Genomic DNA, 16,616 nt, shown 5'->3' on the forward strand with positions numbered 1-16,616 from the left:
TCGGCAACTGAGACGCCGGGCTCGTGGCTACCCGATCCAAACCCCTGCCGCCGCGACGGTTTCCAGGGCTTCGTTCTTGATCGCCGGGGTAGAGCTGGCAACGCACTCGGTCGGTATGACGACCTGGTAGCCCCGCGCGAGTGCATCGATCGCCGTCTGTTGCACGGCAGCTTCGGTCACCACGCCGGCGATCACGATCGTGGCGATCCGTGCTCGCTGGAGCATGTCGTGCAGTGCTGGGACTCCGAACGCGCTGATGGTCGTCTTGGTGGTCACCCATTCGTCGGCCTCGACAGCGACTGCCTCGCAGATGTCCCCCCGGCGCCCCAGCGTCGGGGGAGGTGCATCCTGCACCTGATGTCGCACATGGAGGACCAGCCGGTCCCGGTCTCGAAAGGTGCGGTGCAGGTTCTCGGCACACTCGGCGGCCGCCGGACCGGCCACCGAGACGTAGCGCTCGATGATCCAGTCCTGGAAATCGACCAGCAGCAGTGCGGTGCCGCGCGGGAAGTCCGCGGCCGGGTCAGTTGTTGTCAACGCAGTCTCCAGCAGGTGGTGATGCCAGACACCGGCATCTATCTGAGTGCTGTCAAGTGCCAGTGTACAGTCATCACTGTGGACGCGCACTGGGTGGGCAACATCGGAGCGGGCGGCATCAGCCGCCTGCGGCAGTACATCCATGCCGGCGGCATCACCTTTCACGGTGTCGAGCTCGAAGCGCTGAACACTGCGCCCGCCACCGCAGGAGGACGGCACTGATGTCGGAAGGACGACCACGGCTGAACACCGAGATGGTCCGACTCGGCGGACTGATCAAGCAAGCCGAGCAAGCACTCATCACCGCCAAGACCATCGCTCTCAAGCAGTTCGACCTCACCGTTCCCCAGTACGCCGCGTTGTTCGTCCTGGGAACCACCCCCGAAGCATCGGCGGCTCAGCTGGCTCGAGCCTGCCTGGTCACGCCGCAGACCATGGCCACGGTGATCACCAACCTCGAGGCCAAAGGTCTGGTGGACCGCAGCACCTCCCCGATGCATCGGCGACTCAGAGAGACCCGATTGACCGACACCGCGATACCGGTGCTGGAGGGCGCCGATCGAGCCGCCGTACAGATCGAGGAAGCCTTGGCAGTCGAGTTCAGCCCCGAGGAACTCCGCTCACTCCAGGAGCTGCTGAACCGCACCATCACCGCCCTGCACCAGCTCGGCTGACACCACGTCAGCAGTCGGCTCCCGTCCGCTGCTCGGCGTCGTCCACACGGGCTGCGTTCACCCACGCCATCCGCCGGCTGGTCGCCAGGTCCGTCGACCTCGACCTGTAGTGACCATCGGTGGGAATCCTCACGACCGCACATCGGCGATCTCGACGCCGTCCACGGGCCGTTCATTCCGTTCAGCAGGCACTCCTGTCCTTGCGGACACCGCCCACACTGTGACGGTCATGAGGCGCCGATGACGCACGGCAGGGGTGGTGGGGGGGACTGCACGCGCACGGTGGGGCTGGTGATTCGGTGCCGGCAGCGGATCCACCAGGTGAGCATGAGCGCTGACGCGAGCGTGTTGAACAGGTGGATGGCCCAGATCGGGCCGACGGGCAGGGTGATCACGTAGAAGCTCTGCAGGAAGTTTCCGCAGTTGGCGATGATCAGGTTCGCGCCGCTGTAGGAGCGCAGGTCGCGGCTGCGCCGGGCCTTGATCAACATGGGCAGGGTGGACAGGACGAACAGTACGGTCGCCGTAGCGCCGGCGATCGCGGGCCAGTGCACGGCACTCTCCTTGTTGTCGTGGAAGGGCGCAGGTCCGGCCGCAGACCGGTTGGTGTGCGGCCGGATACGGCCGCGTCGACTACCAGTGAATGGGGCCGTCGGCGTCGACGAACGTGCCGGACGCGGCTCCTGCGGGCAGGGTCGCGGCGGTGAGCACGACCTGGGCGGCGTGGTCCGCGGTGGTGGGCGCCTGGTCCCGGTTGATCGGGGTGAGGTCGGTCTGCACGAAGCCGGGACAGACCGAGGTGATGATGATCGGGGTGTCGGCGAGCGCCTTGGACAGGCTGATGGTGAAGCTGTTCAGCGCAGCTTTGGACGCTTGGTAGGCCGGCACGATCATCGAGTAGTAGGCCGAGGACGGATCGGCCTGTTCGGTGAGCGAGCCCACTCGGCTGGAGACGTTCACGATGCGCCCCGCCTCGCTCCTGCGCAGCAGGGGCAGGAACGCCTCCACGACGTTGAACGGCCCCAGCACGTTCGTGGCGAAGGTGGCGGCCACCGCGGTGGGATCGGCCAACTCGGCTCCCTCGGATGTCGCCTCGGGCAACACTCCGGCGTTGTTGACCAGGACATCGACGTGACCGAACTCGTCGCCGATCTGCTGTGCTGCGCTCGCAGCGTTGTCCGGTGACGTGACCTCGAGCACGACGCCCCTGGCCTGGACGCCCTCGTTGCCGAGCCGGTGCGCGGCGGCGTCGACACTCTGTTGGGACCTTCCCGTCACCACGACGGTGAATCCGTTGTGTCCCAACGCGGAAGCGGTGGCAGCGCCGATCCCGCGGGTGGCTCCGGTTACTACGGCAACTCTTGGCACAGTGCACTCCTTGTTGATGAGTCGTCCACACCGCTCCGTGGTGGCGGTGTGATGGCTCAACAGTGCCAACGGCTCTCACGGAATGCTGGCGGGAATCAGACCCCGCGTTCGGGGTTCTGTCGCCGCCGCAGGCGTTCTCGTCGCCGCAACCGTCATCGTGTTTGAGCGTTCCCGGTCCGCATGATGTGGCAGCTCATACGGCCCAGCCAAGGCCGGCCTCGAGTCGTGGAACGTCGGCCCGGCCGCCGAGCTCGGTGCTCGCGGCGTCACGGCCAATGCGATCTCACCCAGATACGGCGGTGCACCACCACCCGTTGAGATCGGCTGCGGCGCTCAGTGCCTGCAAGGAGGTACTCACGGGGCACCCCACACCGCTCGCCGCAGACGTAGCGTGATCCAGGTGGAGAACCGAGCCGAGGTACGCGACTCGGCCGGGCCTACTCAGATCAGACCATCGAGTTGGGCACCTGCACCGCCACACTCGAGCAGTTGAACAGCCTCCAGGGAGTCGACATCACCGTCGAGATCGTCCGGTAGGCGCTGGGCGGCAACGACTCGGTCCGACCCGCTCACGAGCACTGCTGCTGACAACGGATTCCAGCACGTCCTACCGATCTCAGGAAAGAGACAATGGCTCTCACCCACCGAATCACCCTGCTGGGTGCCGGCACTTGCGTCGCGGTGCTGCTGGCGTCCTGCAGCACCGCCCGGACGTCGCCGGCGTCGTCCGCCCGGACCTCGCTGTCGTCGACCGCCGGGCCGACGGGGGCTGACTCGTCGACCTCGGTCGCGTCCGACGCGGGATCGACGTTCGCCGGTACCCCGCCACCGACCGGTCGCCGCGCGCCCGTCGGCACACCCCGAACGGTGACTGCCGGGCTGGCCGCTCCCTGGTCGGTCGTCTTCCACGGCGACACACCACTGGTCAGCGAACGGGACAGCGCGCGGATCCTCGAACTGGCTGCAGACGGCGCTGCCCGACCCATCGGCACCATCCCGGGAGTCGCGGCGGCGGGCGAAGGTGGCCTGCTGGGGCTGGCTGTCGATGAGCAGAGCCGGCTGTACGCCTACTTCACCGCGGACGACGGCAACCGGATCGCGCGCTTCGACATCTCGGGCGAGCCGGGCTCGCTCACACTCGGGCCGCCCGAGACGATCCTCGACCAGATCCCCAGCGCGAGCTACCACGACGGCGGGCGACTGGCCTTCGGCCCGGACCAGATGCTCTACGCCACCGTCGGCGACGCCGGCCAGAGTGATCGCGCCCAGGACCTGGACTCGCTGAGCGGCAAGATCCTCCGCATGACCCCCGATGGCGAAGTCCCGCAGGGCAATCCGTATCCGGGGTCCCTGGTCTACAGCTACGGGCACCGGAATCCCCAGGGCCTCACCTGGACGGACGACGGAACCATGTTCGCCACGGAGTTCGGGCAGAACACCTGGGACGAGCTCAACATCATCACCCCGGGGAGCAACTACGGCTGGCCGACCGTCGAAGGGATCGCCGGAACCGACGGCTTCACCGATCCGGTTCAGCAATGGGCTCCCCAGGACGCCAGCCCCAGTGGGATGACGAGTATCGGCGGGACCCTGTTCATCGCCAACCTGCGCGGCGCGGTCCTGCGAGCGGTCCCCGCTGCGGACCCGACCACCTCGACCGACTACTTCAGCGGCGAGTTCGGCCGGATCCGAGACGTCACCGTGGCACCGGATGGACGCCTGTGGTTCGTCACCAACAACACGGACGGCCGAGGAACCCCTCGTCCCGGCGACGACCAAATTCTCAGTGTGGACGTGGAATGACCTCGCGCACGGTCCACGCAAGGGGATTCGTGCAGAACTACCGGGTGGGTGCGGTCGATGCTGTTGCGCCGGACACCTGTGCAGGCGGGGTCGGCTGGGCGTTCCGAGCCTTGGCCGTCGGCGATTCGGTCTCTGCGGAGGTCGGGGGCGTGACGTCGGGCGTCGGTGAGACCGTCGCGGTCGGTTCGCCGGGTGTCGGTGCCGTGGTGGGTTCGCCGGGCGTCGGTGCCACCGGCGGCGGGGTGGGATCGGCCACCGTCGTGGTCCGGACAGGGGCGGTCGGGCAGGTGGTCGTCGGCATCATCGACGGCGACACCGACGCGACCGGTGGGGATGCTTCCGTCGGGTCAGCCGCTCGTGGGGCCGTCCAGACGGATGGTCGCGGTGCGGTGGTGGGTGCCCGGCTGGCGGGTGGGGTCGGCGGGTCGATGACCGCGGATGGCGACGCGGTGGTGGGTGCCTGGCTGGCGGGTGGGGTCGGCGGGTCGATGACCGGGGATGGCGGCGGTGCGGTGGTGGGCGCCTGGCTGGCGGGTGAGGTGGGCGGTTCGGTGACGGTGGGCGACGGAGCTGCGGTGTCAACGGCGCCGGTCGGGGCGACCGAAGGCGGTTCGGTGTACTCCGGGGTCTCCGATGCCCGGTCGACGGTGGGGGTCACGGTGGACGGCGGCAGGCGGGTGGGGTCGCCGGTGTCGCAGCCGACCGTCGCCACCGGCTCCTGCCCGGTGCGAACCCCGGGCACGGTGGAGCCGGAGTTCAACGATGCATGGACCACCAACACCCCACCGATCACCGCCGCCGCAACGCCTACGGGCAGCACGGCGCGGAGCGTCCGCCGCCGGCGGCTGTCCAGATCGACGACCTGTCGGGTGGTCGTGTCGGAGTGCAGCTGATCGGCGCGGGCGGCGAACAGGTGTGTGAGGCGCCGTTCGAGGTCGGGATCGTGGGTCATCGTGGTGGCTCCGTCTCGGGGAAGGGATCTGTTCGGGTGTCGGGGGTGTCGGCGCCGAGTTGGCAGCGCAGCGCGGTCAGAGCGCGGGACAGATGGGTGCGGACGGTTCCGGGACGGCACCCGAGGATCTCGGCCGTCTCGACATCGGTGCGGTCGAGGTAGTAGCGGAGCACCAGCGCGGCGCGCTGCTGCCGCGGCAGCTGCTGGACGGCCGCCCACAGCACCGGATCAGGGCCCTCGTCGGTCGTGTCGACGGAGGGCACCTCCGGCGGTGCGTCGCCCCAGGACACCACCGTCCGCCACCGTTGGCGCCGCCACGACAGGAACTCCCTGGTCACCGCAACCCGTGCATAGCTGGTCGGATCGCCGGAGATCAGAGACCACCGTCGGTGCACCCGCACCAGCACTTCCTGCACCAGATCGTCCGCAGTGCTCGGCGACCCGCACAGCAGGGCTGCGTATCGCACCAGGCCCGGTCGGGCGGCCCGATCGAAGGCCGTGAACGACAGGGGTACACCGCCGGCCGGGCCGATGTTCCACGCGGTATCCGCTACTGCCATCTCGTCCCCCTCTGCTCGGTCATCACTCACACGTTCCGCAGAAGGATCGGTGCAGACAGTGTGACCCGCTTCACACGCGCCAGGGTTCGGGGAAAGACCGTGCAGCCCGGGGGAGAGTGGCTCAGGGTGAGGTCGGCGACTCCCCGGTCAGGCCTCGGGTCCGGAATCCGTGTTCCACTGCACCAGTTCGACGGCGATGCCGTTCGGGTCCTCGACCATGAAGAGCCTCTCGCCCCATTCCTCCTCGCGCAGCGGCAGGGTGATCACGACGCCCTCGCGTTGGAGTCGGGCCAGCTCACCGTCCAGGTCTTCCACCACGAACGCCAGGATCACTCCGGACGCCTGCTGATCGCGCAGGTGCTCCGGGAGGATGTCGATGCCGCGCTGCAGGAACACCAGGTCCACGCCGCCACCGTCGTGGCTGAGTGAGGCGAAGCCGTCCGCTGCCAGCTGTTCCGCGTAGCCCAGATGGTCGACGAAGAAGCGGACCGACGTGCGGACATCCGCGACCGTCAGCGAGATGGTGCTGGACTTGATGTGCATTGAGGGCCCCTCGATCGGTTAATCCGTACGATGTACGAGGATACCTCCTGTACGAGGTCGCGGGCGGGGAGTCGTGCCCGCCGGCAGCCGGCGTCATCCGGCAGCGTCATCCAGGAGTGTCATCAGGTACTGCCGGCATCGGTACACCCGGCCGAACGTCGCCCGCAGCGCCACCTCGTGCTCGAGTGTCGCGTGTGCGAATGCCTTGATCGGAACACCGAGGCCGGCCGGTGATCGGAAACCCGTGTCGTTTCCATCGGTGTGCTCCAGGTGCACGTGCAGGTAGCTGAAGTTCTCCCGGAATCCGCTGCCGAGATACCACTGGTTCGCCGGCTCGTCCTCCCTGGTCCAGGCGTCCAGCGAAGTGACACCACGCGAGATCAGTTGCGGCAGAGCAGCTTCGAGCAACCGGCCGGCAACGCCGCGCCGTTCGTGGTCGGGGTGGACCGCGATCGTGTCGATCGTCGCGGCGACCCCGGCGAGCTCGATGTCGATGATGCCGACCACCGTGCCGCCGGCGGTCCCCGGGAGGACTGCGACCAAGCACAGGGCCGCACCCTCGAACCGCGTGCGCTCGGTCTTCACGTCGTCGTAGAACTGGGTGTGCAGGAACGACAGCACCCGGCAGCGCAGCCACGACTCCTCGTCGGACGGCTGGTACGCACGGACGGAAACCTCTGCCGGTGGAAGCACCGGACCTCCAGATGTTGGGGGGACCCGTCCGAGTCCACCAGACGGACAGCCGCGGGCGGCACCGGATTTCGTCGCTGCCATGCCGCTGCGGTGCGGCCCGCGAAGCGGCTGGAGGGTCTGCCTCAGCTCACTGACCGGAGCCCATCAACGGTTCGAGCTGGACCTCGGGATGTTCGCGGCGGATGGAACGCACCGTCCACTCGTCGTTGAACAGCGCGATGTCGACACCGTCGCTGCGCTGCACCACCTCACAGCGGCCGACCGGCCGGATGAGGTTGCGCTGCTCGGGATCCACCAGCAGTTGGGCGAGCGAGTACGGGAGATGATCCAGGCGCACCGGGGAGGAGAACTCGTGCTCGAGGCGGTGCGTTGCGACCTCGAACTGCAGGGAACCGACGGCACCGAACACCGGGACTGGGCCGCGCGCGTCGGAGGTGAAGACCTGCACCACCCCTTCCTGGTCGAGTTGTTCGACGCCCTTGCGGAACTGCTTGTAGCGCCCCAGATCTGCGGGTCGTACAGCGGCGAACTGGGTGGGCGCGAACTTCGGCAGCTCGGGGAACCGGACCGGCGGACGGCCTTCGTACAGGGTGTCGCCGACGTGCAGTGCGCGCGCGTTGACGAGCGCGACGACGTCACCGGGGAAGGCGGTCTCGACGGTGGACCGTTGCTGCCCGAACACCTGAGCAGCGTACTTGGTGGAGAACGGACGACCGGTGGTGCCGTGCGAGGCGATCAGGCCGCGCTGGAACACCCCGGAGCAGACCCGGGCGAACGCGACCTGGTCGCGGTGGACCGGGTCCATCCCGGTCTGCACCTTGAACACGAAGGCGGAGAACGGATCTGCCAGCGGTCGTGGGTGCCCGTCCACGTCGTCGCGGGGTCCCGCGGCCGGTGCCACATCGACCAGCAGATCGAGCAGGTGCCGGGTACCGAAGTTGGAGACCGCCGATCCGAACAGCACGGGCGTCGCCGTGCCTCCCAGGTAGCTGTCCAGCTCGAACGCACCGCCGGACTCGGCGAGCAACTCGGACTCGTCGCGCGCGGTCGTCCAGTCGTCCCCGTGCGCGGCCTCCGCTGCGGAGTCGGGCAAGACCTCCGGGTCGGCTTCGTCAGCCCCGCCGACCGATCGTCGGAACGGGACGAAGGTCGAGTCCCGGCAGTCGCGGACGCCGGCGAACTCACCCGCGATGCCGACCGGCCAGGTCACCGGCATCGGCTGCAGACCGATCCGTTCGCTCAGCTGGTCGCACAGCGCCAATGCGTCCAGCCCCGGCCGGTCCCACTTGTTGATGAATGTGATGACGGGCAACCCGCGCTGCCGGCAGACCTCGAACAGCTTGAGCGTCTGCGGCTCCAGGCCCTTGGCAGCGTCCAGCAGCATGACGGCCGAGTCGACGGCACTCAGCACCCGGAAGGTGTCCTCGGAGAAGTCGGCGTGACCGGGGGTGTCGACCAGGTTGATCACGGTGCCGTTGTAGTCGAACTGCAGCGCGGCTGAGGTGATGGAGATGCCGCGCTCCTTCTCCATGTCCATCCAGTCCGACACCACGCCGCGCCGGTCGCCCTTGCCGTGCACGGCGCCGGCGCTGGTGATGGCGCGGGCGTGCAGGGCGAGCGCCTCGGTGAGCGTCGACTTCCCGGCATCGGGGTGACTGATGACGGCGAAGGTGCGCCGACGCGCCGCCTGGAGTTCCGGGTCCGACCCGGCGTGCGTCGTCATGCATTCTCTCCTCGGTGGACGTGACTGCTCAGGAGATCATCCCGCAGGACGCACCGCAGTCCTGCCACACGGCGGCTGCCGCAGCAACTCAGAGGATCGCGACGAGCAGCGCGAGGACCGCCAGCAGGGGAAGCGTCAACTGGGTGATCGCTGCGCGGGCCTTGTCGCGGGAGGACAGCAGCAGCACCAAGCCGGCCGCGACCATCGAGCCGCAGCCTGCGAACACGAGCGCGGCGCCGACCCCACGCTCATCGGCAACGAGGCCGATCACCCCGGCGAGGCTGACGATCGCCAGGAACAAGTTGTAGAAGCCCTGGTTGTAGGCCATCTCCTTCGTGGCGACCGCCTCGTCGTGCGACGTCCCGAACGTCTTGCGGGTCTTCGGCGCGGTCCACAGCAGCGACTCGAGTACCCAGATGTAGACGTGCAGGGCAGCTGCCAGTGCGGCGAGCACGCCGGCGACGAAGTACATGTCGGTTCCCTCCGGTCGGATCCCGCACAGGTGTGGTCCGCCCGAGTATCCGCGCCGAAACGGTGTTGTCTCCCCTTTTCGAGCCGTGGGAGGGGTGATTTCGTAGTTTCGGCGCCGGGGCCACGTCGCAGTCACCAACAGCGGCACCAGCTCCTCGAGCACGTACGGCAGGCCCAACGGCGTGGAGAAGTAGATCGGAGGTTGCCCGTCGGCTCGGGCTGTTGCCGCAAACCACCGTGACTCCCGACGGCGGCTGGTCGGGCGGACCCGGTCGGTGATGTCGGGCAGGTCACGACCGCAGGTAGCTGAACCTCGCAGACTCGGTGTGGTGCAACAGGTTCCTGATCGACAGCCGATCCGACAGGGTGAGCACCGTCACGCTGGAGGGTTTGACACCGATCAACGCCGATCCCTACCGTGGTGGCAGGTCACGAGATCCGACGTGAAGCCCTGGCTGGTCGGACGGCAACCCTCACATCGGTGGCGGGGTGCTCCAGGTGACGACCCGGCCACGACGAACCCGTCGCGGCAAGCACCCTGCCCGCCATGGGCCCGAAGTTCCCGAGGACACGATGCATCCCGGAATGTCGCTCGACCTGCGCACGGTGCTGTTCGCGCACCTGTCACCCTTCGAATGCGGAGCCACCGGCCCCTGACCGGCAACAGTCGGCCCGCTGAGCGCTGATCTGCGCCTCGGCTCCAGCCGTGCCCATCTCCGCAACTCCCCTCGCTGACCCCTGCCGCCGGCACCAGTGTCGCCGGCCACCCGAAAGGCACCATCATGTCCGAAACCCCTGTCCCGCCGTCCGACACCAACGATCGGAACGACGCCGCCGACGTCGCTCTGCCGCAGCGGCCCGGCCGAGCCGGCAACCGCACGGTTTGGTTCGCCGGCGCGCTGGTGATCGTCATCGCGATCGCTGCCACCCTGTTCTTCACCCTCCGCAAGACCGACTCGGCCGCCTCCGGATCGACGGTGGTCCGGATCGGCACCACCGAGGAGAGCGCCGACTACTGGGCTCCGCTCAAGGCAGCGGCCGCCAGGGAGAACATCGACATCCAGCTGGTCAACTTCTCCGACTACACCCAGGCGAATCCGGCACTCGCACAGAAGCAGGTCGACCTGAACCTGTTCCAGCACTTGCTGTATCTGGCGAACTACGACGTAGCGGACTCGCAGACGCTGGTGCCCATCGGGTCCACCGTCGTGGTCCCCCTGTCGCTCTACAGCAAGAAGCACACGTCGTTGGACCAGATCCCGCGGGGCGGCAAGATCGCCATCCCGAACGACGCCACCAACCAGGCCAGGGCGCTGTTGGTGCTGCAGCAGGCCGGTCTGATCTCACTCAAGGGCGGCGGCTCGGTGCTGTCGACCCCGGCGGAGATCGACCCGGCGGAATCCAAGGTCACGGTCACCCCGGTGGACGCGGCGCAGACGGTGGCCTCGTTGCCCTCCGTGGACGGCGCCATCATCAACAACAACTTCGTGCTCGACGCGAAGATCGATCCGACGTCCGCTCTCTACTCCGACGATCCGAGCAAGCCGGCCGCGGAGCCGTACATCAATGCGTTCGTCGCCCGCAGCGAGGACAAGGACAACCCCACCTACCTGCGCATCGTCGAGCTCTACCACCAGAGTGCCGTGATCGACGCAGTGAAGGCGCAGTCCAAGAACACCGCGATCATCGTCCAGCGCCCGGCATCGGAGTTGCAGGGAATCCTGACGCAGCTCGAGGGCACCGTGAAGGAAGCCGGCTGATCGATGGATTTCGGAGGTCTCGACCCGTTCCTCGCTCGACCACCGGCCTTTCCGGTGATCGAGCAAGCGGTGAACGAGCGCGACGAGATCCCATCTTTCATCGACGGGTTTCGACTTGTTCCTCGCTCGACCGCCGAGAACTTCCGGTGATCGAGCAAGCGAGGAACGAGCGCGTCGAGATCCCGTCGTGTCACAGCCGGTCTCATCCCAGCCGTCGCTCGATCCGCGTTACCGAATCAACACCATGAGACGAGGAACATGAACGCACACATCACCTTTCGCGGGGTCAGCAAGGTCTTCGCCACCCGCGGCGGCGCTGATGTCGTGGCGGTGCGGGACGTCGACCTCGTCATCGACCGCGGCGAGATCCACGCCGTCATCGGCTATTCCGGCGCCGGCAAGAGCACCCTGGTGCGGCTGATCAACGGACTCGAGCATCCGACCACGGGCTCGATCGTCATCGACGGGACCGAGATCGCCGGCCTGTCCGAGCGTGCGCTGCGGCCGATCAGGGCCGGCATCGGGATGATCTTCCAGCAGTTCAACCTGTTCCGGTCGCGCACCGTCGTCGGAAACATCACCTACCCGCTGCGCATCGCCGGCTGGTCGAAGGAGCGGCGCGAGAAGCGCGCGGCCGAGCTGTTGTCGTTCGTGGGTCTGACGGACAAGGCCTGGACGTACCCGGACCAACTCTCCGGCGGCCAGCGGCAACGCGTCGGTATCGCCAGGGCGCTGGCGACCGGCCCGCAGATCCTGCTGGCCGACGAGTCCACCAGCGCGCTGGATCCCGAGACGACCAGGGACGTGCTGGCGCTGCTGCGCCGGATCAACGCCGAGCTGGGCGTCACCGTCGTCATCATCACCCACGAGATGGAGGTCGTGCGCTCGATCGCCGACCGGGTGACGATCCTGGACGCCGGCGGGGTGGCCGAATCGGGCACCGTCGAGGAGGTGTTCCTGCACCCGCGGACCGCAGTCGCTCGACGCTTCGTCAGCAGTGTGGTGGGAACGACCGACACGGGGGTGGACGCACCAGTCGGTTTGCTCGGATCGTCCGAGAAGACGTTGCGCCCCAGCGGGTCGGTGCCGCGTGTCCTGCAACTCAGCACCACCGACACCGCCGCCCTCGGCCGCGCGATGAGCGCGGTCGCCCGCGACCACGGAATCGACGTCGAGATCATCGGCGGCGGCATCGTGGGTCTGAAGCACAGCTCGGTGGCCGACCTGACCGTGCAACTGCACGGCAGCGACGAGGCCATTGCCCGCGCAGCGAGCGACCTGGCTCTGATCGGTGGACCACGATGAACGGCATCCCGTGGCCGGTGTTCTGGGAATCCATCGGCCAGACCCTAATGATGGTCGTCACCACGCTGGTCGTCGGCGGCTTCCTCGGCCTGCTCGTCGGGATCGCGCTGTACGTCACCCGCCGCGGCGGATTGCTGGCCAACCGCTGGCTGTTCGCCGTGCTCAACCTGCTGGTCAACATCGTCCGGCCGATCCCGTTCATCATCTTCATCACGGCCATCGGTCCGGTCACGTTGGCCGTCGTCGGGACGACCATCGGCACCCCGGCCGCGACCTTCGCGCTGGTGATCGCGGCGACGTTCGGGGTCTCGCGGATCGTCGAGCAGAACCTGGTGACGATCGACCCCGGCGTGATCGAAGCGGCCCGCTCCATGGGCGCATCGCCGGCGTACATCATCCGCACCCTGCTGATCCCCGAGGCGCTCGGGCCACTGGTCCTGGGCTACACGTTCGTCTTCGTTGCGGTGGTCGACATGACGGCCATCGCCGGCGCCGTGGGCGGCGGCGGACTGGGCAGCTTCGCGATCTCCTACGGCTACCAGCGCTTCAACTGGCAGGTCACCGGGCTCGCCGTCGTCACCATCATCGTGTTCGTGCAGCTGGCCCAGTTCCTCGGGAACTCACTGGCCCGCAAGGCCCTGCGTCGTTGACCGGCTCGTGCAACAGTGGGATGCGTGAGCACCACACCCGCTCCGCGCACCGACGCCGGAATCCCCGCGTACGTCAGCAGCCTCGGCATCGCCGGTCTGGCGGATGTCCACATCCATTTCCTGCCGGAGCCGATGCTGGCCAAGGTGTGGCAGTACTTCGACCGGGCCGAAGCGCACTACGGCCGGGCCTGGCCGATCCACTACCGCACCAGCCAGGACGAGCGCCTGGCGACGTTGCGCCGGTTCGGGGTCCGGCGCATCCCTGCCCTGAGCTACGCGCACCGTCCGAACATGGCCCAGTGGCTCAACGCCTGGAGCGCTGAGCTGGCCGCTGCGGTGCCGGACGTCCTGCACTGCGGAACCTTCTTCCCGGAACCAGGTGCGCGCGATCACGTCGAGCAGGCGATCGCCGGCGGCGTACAGCTGTTCAAACTGCACGTCCAGGTCGGCAACTTCGCGCCGGACGATGAGCAGCTGTTGGACGCCTGGGAGTTGGTGCAGGACAGCGGGATCCCGACCGTCATGCATGCCGGATCGGCGCCCATCCCCGGTGAGTACACCGGCGCAGCGGGGGTGCGGCGGCTGCTGCGCCGCTTCCCGGGGTTGAGGCTGGTCATCGCCCACCTGGGCATGCCCGAGTACGACGCGTTCGCCGATCTCGCGCAGGAGTATCCAGGGGTCCACCTGGACACCACGATGATCGGCACTGATTTCACCGAGCAGTTCGCACCCCTGCCGGTCGGCTACCGCGATCGGCTGTCCGCGTTGCGGGGCAAGGTGATCCTGGGCAGCGACTTCCCCAACATTCCCTATGCGTACGCGCACCAGCTCGAGGCCCTGACCAGGCTCGAGCTGGGTGACGACTGGATGCGGGACGTGCTCTGGCACAACGGGACGGCGTTGCTCCGGGACTCCGCGTCGATCCGGGGCGCTCAGGTTCCGCACAGCTAGCAGCCACCAGCACCACAGCGGGCCGGGAGAGAGTCCGCGACCGTGCTCGCTGCGGTGGCGCAGGCGGCCGGTTCGCTCGCCGAGTTGCTCGTGCTCGCTGCCCCGGGCCTGGTGATGACGGCGGCGCAGGTGTTGACGATGAACCGCTGGCAGCACGTGCGCTGACCCTGCTGCGTTTTCCGGCGGCCGCGCGACACACTGGTGGACCGAGTTGTCTTCCAGCTGATGTGACCGGAGAACCCGTATGACCTTCGAGGAGTTCGTCACGAACTCCTACGAAGCGCTGGCGCGATACGCGCGGTTGCTGAGTGCGTCCCGGGAGGATGCCGACGACCTGCTCGCCGAGTCACTGCTGGTTGCACACCGCCATTGGCACCGTATCGGGTCGATGGCGTTCCCGGCCGCCTACGTCCGGCGGATCGTCAGCACCCGTCATCTGCGGATCAACACCAGCTGGTTCCGACGCAACGTCGACGTGATGGATCCCCAGCAGCTCCCCGACGGCGTGATCGACGACGAGTTGACGCGGAGCATCGATCGCGACGAACTGGCGGCCTGGCTGGCCGGGTTACCCGTCCGGCAGCGCACCGCGGTCGTCCTGCGCTACTTCTCCGGATTGGGGTATGCCGAGATCGCCGCCGAGCTGTCCGTCTCACCGACCGGTGCCCGCACCCTCGTCTCCCGCGGCCTCGCCGCCCTCCGCCTCGCCGGTGCCGCCGATCGCGCGACCGAGACCCAACTGATGGGGAAGCCATGACCGATCTCGAGAGCGCCCTGGCCGAGGCCGGGTCGGATCACTCTTCGCTGGAGACCGTGCTGGTCCGGCTGACCGACCTGCAGCGCAGACGGAGTCAGCGGGCGGCTCGGCTCGCGGCAGCAGGAGCCGGACTCGCAGTCGTCGCGTTGGCAGGGTCGATCTTCGTGCTCCGCCCTGCGGGCACCGCGCCCGAGCAGCTCCGGCCCGCGATCGTCGGCGTGTCCACCGAGAGCTCGAACCCGGACCTCAGCTCCGGCCTCAGCACCGGCCTCAGCGCAGACCTCGGCCTCGACCCGGCTGCCGCACGCCGAGCTGCCGAGCTCGAAGCGCGGCGGAAGGCCGCAGCCGACGCCGCGTCCGCCGAAGCGGCTCGAGCCCGAGCGGCGGCACAGGCGTCCGCTGGGGTTCAGGAGCAGGACACGCTGGAGGCTGCTGTTCTGCAACGGGAAGCGGCCGCGCGGTCGCAGTGCCAGTACCTGCTCACCCGGGACCCACCGAAGGAGCTGCGAGCCGGCGCGGTCGACGCCGGTGCAGCGACCCGGCTGGCCCGAGAATGTCTGGGGAGCGGGCCGGCGTCCGCGGTCACGGTGAGTTGGGTGGTGGCCGCGATGGATCGGTTCAGCGACGTACTCGGATACCAGCAGAAATCCGTGGCGACCCAGGTGGCAGTGCTGCAGGTGGTGGGCGTCGACGCCGGGGGCGACTCCCGTCACTGGCTGATCGTCCTGCTCCCTGACGGCGGACACACAACGGTCGATGGTCAGGTGGACGGCCAGGTGAGCATCCAGCAGTATCCGGTCGTGATGGAGACTCCCCCCGATTTCGACCTCGCTCTCCTCGGTACCGTCCACCGTCCGTGACACGCCGGACCACCGCTTGACCTGCACCACGGTTGAAGTGATGGTCTGACTCCAACGCGGTCACGGGAGCGCGGGACGAGGGAGTCGAGTCGATGAAGACCTGCCGGACGTGCGCGGTGGAGTACGACGAGCCATTGCCACAGGTGTGCCCGATCTGCGCCGACGACCGGCAGTGGGTGCCGGCCGATGGCCAGCAGTGGATCTCGCTGGAGGAGATCCGATCGAGCCACGCGCGGCTGACGGTGCACGAGCTGGAGCCGGACCTGCTCGGCGTGCGGTCAGATCCGACGGCCGGGATCGGCCAACAGATGATCGTCGTCAGCACCCCGGACGGTTCGCTGTTGTGGGATCCGGTCGGGTGGATCGATGACGAGGTCGTGAGCCGGATCTCGGCGCTCGGGCCGGTGCTGGCGATCTCCGCGTCCCATCCGCACATGTTCGGCGTCCAGGTCGAGTGGTCCAGGGCCCTGGGTGACGCGCCGGTGCTGGTCGCCGACGCCGACCGGGAATGGTTGGGACGCACCAGTTCTGCGGTGCAGTTCTGGTCGGGTCGCTGTCGGTTGGCCGACGGGCTGGAGCTGGTGCAGGCGGGCGGACATTTTCCGGGCAGCGCGGTGGCGCACTGGGCAGCGGGCGCCGGTGGCCGGGGCGTCCTGCTCACCGGCGACACTGTGTTCCCCAACCCCAACCCCGATCGCCGCTCGATCGGGTTCCTGGGCAGCTACCCGAACCATCTGCCGCTGTCCGCCGCGGCGGTCGACCGCGTCGCCACGACGCTGGGGGAGTTGAGGTTCGACCGGATCTACGGAAACTTCGACAACCGCATCGAACATGACGCGCAGCGGGTGCTGCGCGAATCGGCCGACCGACACATCGGCTGGGTGCGTGGCGACTTCGACCACCTCACCTGAGTCGTCCGGGCGCGGCCGTGGGGATGGATCGACCGGTGGTGGGTACCGGCCCGGCAGCCGGCGAAGCTGCCGGCGCGACTGACGACGAGGAGCGCAGG

The 16,616-nt window shown here is 68.2% G+C and carries 19 protein-coding genes, 1 pseudogene and 1 riboswitch; of the genes and pseudogenes, 12 read left to right on the forward strand and 8 right to left on the reverse strand.

All coding sequences use genetic code 11. The annotated features are described in order from the left end of the window. Window positions 1-27: 27 nt before the first annotated feature. A complete protein-coding gene (locus ABLG96_RS00700) occupies window positions 28-681 on the reverse strand; it encodes a cysteine hydrolase (RefSeq protein ID WP_353649517.1) in 654 nt (217 codons plus the stop codon). 77 nt (window positions 682-758) lie between these two features. Between ABLG96_RS00700 and ABLG96_RS00705 the strand changes: the two genes are divergently transcribed. After that, window positions 759-1,211 carry a MarR family transcriptional regulator gene (locus ABLG96_RS00705; RefSeq protein WP_353649518.1) on the forward strand — a complete coding sequence of 151 codons (453 nt, stop codon included), beginning with the start codon at window positions 759-761 and terminating at the stop codon, window positions 1,209-1,211. A gap of 227 nt (window positions 1,212-1,438) precedes the next feature. On the opposite strand, the gene ABLG96_RS00710 is transcribed toward ABLG96_RS00705, so the two are convergent. After that, window positions 1,439-1,765 (reverse strand): hypothetical protein, encoded by a 327-nt coding sequence (locus ABLG96_RS00710; RefSeq protein WP_353649519.1) that lies wholly within the window; start codon window positions 1,763-1,765, stop codon window positions 1,439-1,441. A 79-nt stretch (window positions 1,766-1,844) separates the two neighbouring features. After that, complete coding sequence (locus ABLG96_RS00715; RefSeq protein WP_353649520.1) at window positions 1,845-2,579, reverse strand: SDR family NAD(P)-dependent oxidoreductase; 735 nt, start codon at window positions 2,577-2,579, stop codon at window positions 1,845-1,847. Window positions 2,580-2,772: 193 nt separating this feature from the next. On the opposite strand from ABLG96_RS00715, the pseudogene ABLG96_RS00720 reads away from it, so the two are divergent. The 3 genes and pseudogenes from ABLG96_RS00720 to ABLG96_RS00730 form a co-directional block, all read left to right on the forward strand. Continuing rightward, window positions 2,773-2,874 (forward strand): annotated as a pseudogene (locus ABLG96_RS00720) (3-oxoacyl-ACP reductase); the annotation flags it as partial. Between the two features lie 335 nt (window positions 2,875-3,209). Further along, window positions 3,210-4,382, forward strand: coding sequence for a PQQ-dependent sugar dehydrogenase (locus ABLG96_RS00725; RefSeq protein WP_353649521.1), 1,173 nt, complete (start codon window positions 3,210-3,212; stop codon window positions 4,380-4,382). Continuing rightward, window positions 4,379-5,275 carry a hypothetical protein gene (locus ABLG96_RS00730; protein ID WP_353649522.1) on the forward strand — a complete coding sequence of 299 codons (897 nt, stop codon included), beginning with the start codon at window positions 4,379-4,381 and terminating at the stop codon, window positions 5,273-5,275. Before ABLG96_RS00725 ends, ABLG96_RS00730 begins: the two co-directional genes overlap by 4 nt. 55 nt (window positions 5,276-5,330) lie before the next feature. On the opposite strand, the gene ABLG96_RS00735 is transcribed toward ABLG96_RS00730, so the two are convergent. The 5 genes from ABLG96_RS00735 to ABLG96_RS00755 all read right to left on the reverse strand — a co-directional run bounded on the left by ABLG96_RS00735 (window position 5,331) and on the right by ABLG96_RS00755 (window position 9,325). Continuing rightward, window positions 5,331-5,894 (reverse strand): SigE family RNA polymerase sigma factor, encoded by a 564-nt coding sequence (locus tag ABLG96_RS00735; RefSeq protein WP_353649523.1) that lies wholly within the window; start codon window positions 5,892-5,894, stop codon window positions 5,331-5,333. Window positions 5,895-6,041: 147 nt separating this feature from the next. Next, window positions 6,042-6,437 (reverse strand): VOC family protein, encoded by a 396-nt coding sequence (locus ABLG96_RS00740; RefSeq protein WP_353649524.1) that lies wholly within the window; start codon window positions 6,435-6,437, stop codon window positions 6,042-6,044. Window positions 6,438-6,530: 93 nt separating this feature from the next. Beyond that, on the reverse strand, window positions 6,531-7,130 hold the full coding sequence (locus ABLG96_RS00745) for a GNAT family N-acetyltransferase (RefSeq protein WP_353649525.1): 600 nt from the start codon (window positions 7,128-7,130) through the stop codon (window positions 6,531-6,533). 127 nt (window positions 7,131-7,257) lie between these two features. After that, window positions 7,258-8,853 (reverse strand): peptide chain release factor 3, encoded by a 1,596-nt coding sequence (locus ABLG96_RS00750; RefSeq protein WP_353649526.1) that lies wholly within the window; start codon window positions 8,851-8,853, stop codon window positions 7,258-7,260. A gap of 88 nt (window positions 8,854-8,941) precedes the next feature. Beyond that, a complete protein-coding gene (locus tag ABLG96_RS00755) occupies window positions 8,942-9,325 on the reverse strand; it encodes a DUF1304 domain-containing protein (RefSeq protein ID WP_353649527.1) in 384 nt (127 codons plus the stop codon). Between the two features lie 426 nt (window positions 9,326-9,751). Next, window positions 9,752-9,866: riboswitch (SAM riboswitch) on the forward strand. Window positions 9,867-10,106: 240 nt separating this feature from the next. Here ABLG96_RS00755 and ABLG96_RS00760 point away from each other — a divergent pair. The 8 genes from ABLG96_RS00760 (at window position 10,107) to ABLG96_RS00795 (ending at window position 16,518) form a co-directional block, all read left to right on the forward strand. Continuing rightward, on the forward strand, window positions 10,107-11,084 hold the full coding sequence (locus ABLG96_RS00760; protein WP_353649528.1) for a MetQ/NlpA family ABC transporter substrate-binding protein: 978 nt from the start codon (window positions 10,107-10,109) through the stop codon (window positions 11,082-11,084). 258 nt (window positions 11,085-11,342) lie between these two features. After that, entirely contained in the window at window positions 11,343-12,389 is a 1,047-nt protein-coding gene (locus tag ABLG96_RS00765; RefSeq protein WP_353649529.1) for a methionine ABC transporter ATP-binding protein, read from the forward strand. Beyond that, window positions 12,386-13,039 (forward strand): methionine ABC transporter permease, encoded by a 654-nt coding sequence (locus tag ABLG96_RS00770; RefSeq protein ID WP_353649530.1) that lies wholly within the window; start codon window positions 12,386-12,388, stop codon window positions 13,037-13,039. Before ABLG96_RS00765 ends, ABLG96_RS00770 begins: the two co-directional genes overlap by 4 nt. Window positions 13,040-13,063: 24 nt before the next feature. Beyond that, entirely contained in the window at window positions 13,064-13,990 is a 927-nt protein-coding gene (locus ABLG96_RS00775; RefSeq protein ID WP_353649531.1) for an amidohydrolase family protein, read from the forward strand. A 42-nt stretch (window positions 13,991-14,032) separates the two neighbouring features. Then, window positions 14,033-14,155, forward strand: a complete 123-nt coding sequence (locus ABLG96_RS00780; RefSeq protein ID WP_353649532.1) for a hypothetical protein — start codon at window positions 14,033-14,035, stop codon at window positions 14,153-14,155. 79 nt (window positions 14,156-14,234) lie between these two features. After that, complete coding sequence (locus ABLG96_RS00785) at window positions 14,235-14,747, forward strand: sigma-70 family RNA polymerase sigma factor (protein ID WP_353649533.1); 513 nt, start codon at window positions 14,235-14,237, stop codon at window positions 14,745-14,747. Beyond that, the gene (locus ABLG96_RS00790) at window positions 14,744-15,607 is read left to right on the forward strand and encodes a hypothetical protein (RefSeq protein ID WP_353649534.1); all 864 of its coding nucleotides are present in this window, start codon (window positions 14,744-14,746) and stop codon (window positions 15,605-15,607) included. The genes ABLG96_RS00785 and ABLG96_RS00790 overlap by 4 nt, the downstream gene beginning before the upstream one ends. Before the next feature lie 92 nt (window positions 15,608-15,699). Next, complete coding sequence (locus tag ABLG96_RS00795; protein ID WP_353649535.1) at window positions 15,700-16,518, forward strand: MBL fold metallo-hydrolase; 819 nt, start codon at window positions 15,700-15,702, stop codon at window positions 16,516-16,518. The last annotated feature ends 98 nt before the right edge of the window (window positions 16,519-16,616 follow it).

Source organism: Nakamurella sp. A5-74, from assembly GCF_040438885.1.
Lineage (GTDB): Bacteria > Actinomycetota > Actinomycetes > Mycobacteriales > Nakamurellaceae > Nakamurella.